Here is a 2,715-nt window from a genome sequence, read left to right on the forward strand (position 1 = left end):
AAAAAACCAAAAATGTCTTACCAAATAAAAACAATTACTGAAATTAATAACAACTATCCATTTTCACTTCTTCTTATAAAGTTCGCGGGGAAATGAATATTTGGGAACTCTCATAAGGAGAATACTAGTGTATAAAACATCCCTTTTATCATGCACAGCTGCGGCTGCTATCATACTATTCAACATCCAGTTCACTGCACATGCTGAAACTCTTGACGTTGCCAACGAAGAAAAAGATATATCCGGAAAAACGTACGAGACTATTTATGTAAAAAACAAAGGAAAAATCACCGGTAGTACTGTAACTGTAACTGGAAATAAAAACACAAATACAGACACAGGTAGCGATAAATATGTTGTAACAGTTGAAGGTGCTAACAGTGCGCTTGAATTAAATAGCTTAAATATTCAAGGCACTGATTCTGATGTTCGTTTTGGTATTTCTGTAAAAGACGGCGCTAACATCAACCTGACCGGGGGGAACATTACAGCTTCTCAAACTGGCGTTTATATCGATGGTAGTAAGGATAATAGAAATATACTGCAAAATGTAGTAATATCAGATAATAAAAATGAAGCATCATCACTCCTTGGAATAAAAATAAACAAGAAAAGTTTTATCACTTTAGAAAATGTAACAGTTAAACAAGCACAAACTGCCATAGATGCATATGATTCCACAGTAAAAGTTTTAGGAGGATCATTTGATGCAGAAAAAACCGCAATATTTGCTCAAAACGGCAGCAACATCACTTTAACTGGCGATGCAAACATTACATCTAATGATGTTGGACTCTATGCGGCAGGTTCAAAGGCCATCATCGAAATGACAGGAGGGAGCATCACAGCGAAAGAGCAAGCAGTAAAGACAACATACGGTGGCCATATTATTGCTACAGATGTCACCCTAAAAACAAAAGATGTTTATGGAATTGGTGTAGCTTGTGAAGACCTTAGCATAATTGAATTACTTGGAAAGACAACGATTAATAATGCTTTCATCGGGATTCAAGTAATAGATGAGGCCACAATCAAGATGATTGGAGGAACCATTACAGCTTCTGCAGCTGGTGCTACATTCTTAAACAGTCACAGTTATAAATATGAAAACAAACTAGAAAATGTGACCATATCGAGTATTAAAGAGGATGTGCCACTGTTCTTTGGAATAAAAGCAGATGCAAGTTATATCTCTTTAAATAATGTAACAGTGACGCAAGCACAAACTGCCATAGAGGCATATGATTCCATAATAAACGTTTTAGGAGGATCATTTGATGCAGAAAGAACAGCAATATTTGCTCAAAACGGCAGCACCATCGCTTTAACTGGCGATGCAAACATTACATCTAATAATGCTGCTGGACTCCATGCGGCAGATTCAAAGTCCATCATCGAAATGACAGGGGGGAGCATCACAGCGAAAGAGCAAGCAGTAAAGACAACATCCGGTGGCCATATTACTGTTACAGATGTCACCCTAAAAACAAAAGATGGTTATGGAACTGGTGCAGTTTCTAGTGGCCTTGGTAGCATGATTGAATTACTTGGAAAGACAACGATTAATGATGCTTTCTTCGGGCTTCAAGCACAAAACGGTGGCGCAATCAAGATGACTGGGGGAACCATTACAACTACTTCAACTAGTGCTATATTCTCAAACAGTAACAGTAGTGAAAACAAACTAGAAAATGTGACAATATCGGGTGTTAAAAAGGATGGGACACTGTACTATGGAATAAACGCAAATAAAAGTACCGTCACTTTAAAAGATGTAACAGTGGCTCAAGCAGCCACCGGTGTATTTGAAAAAGGTGTATTAGCAGAGAATGATTCGACAATAACAATCTCGGGAGGATCATTTCATGCACAAAATACAACAATATCTGCTAAAAGCGGCAGTGCCATCACTTTAACCAACAATGCAAACATTACATCTGATAACGTTGGACTCTATGCGGAAGGTTCAAACTCCACCATCAGCATGACGGAAGGAACCGTCACGGGGAAAGGTAATGCATTGGGTAATGCATTGGTTGCTGAAAATGGTGGACATATTACTGTTGCAGATGTGACCCTAAAAACAAATGATAGCGATAAGTCATCTGGTGTATTTTCTAATGGCGCAAACAGTGTAATTTTTCTTGAAAAAACAACGATTAGTAGTAGTGGAACTGGGCTTGCAGCAATCGATGGTGGTGCAGTCAACATGACGGGAGGATCCGTAGCAGCGAACGAAACAGCGTTATTTGCAATCAACGGTGGGCATATTGATTTGAAAAATGTTTCTGCAACAGCAGAAGTTTCTGGTTTGCAATTCGTAACTCACCCTACTACCAAACAAGATGAGCTAAATGATCCACAAAAACATCATAGCAATGAAATCAATCTGACCAATGCAGAGCTTCATGCTGAAAATGGCACAGGAATTTTCATTAGAGCTTTCACTAACGCTAACATTAAAAATAGTGCTGATCTGTCAATTGGTACAGTTAATCTCACAAATTCAGAAATCCATGCCGACGTGTTATTAGGGGACGGCCTCTTTACAAAAAAAGAAAGCTTTTGGGAGGAGAAAAATATTAATGAGATCTCCAATGGCACCTTCACCTTAAGCGCTGATCAGTCTACTCTAGAGGGCAGAGCGAATATTGCTAAAGACAGAAATGTACATTTTGATCTAAAAAACAAGACAACATGGACACTAAAGACCAG

The 2,715-nt window shown here is 38.5% G+C and carries 1 protein-coding gene; it reads left to right on the plus strand.

The annotated features are described in order from the left end of the window. Window positions 1–127: 127 nt before the first annotated feature. On the plus strand, window positions 128–2,715 hold a 2,588-nt coding region (locus ACFIM6_RS09590), incomplete at its 3' end, for a beta strand repeat-containing protein (protein ID WP_375612637.1).

The organism is Bartonella sp. AA9NXGY (genome assembly GCF_042196845.1).
In the GTDB taxonomy this organism is placed as follows: domain Bacteria; phylum Pseudomonadota; class Alphaproteobacteria; order Rhizobiales; family Rhizobiaceae; genus Bartonella.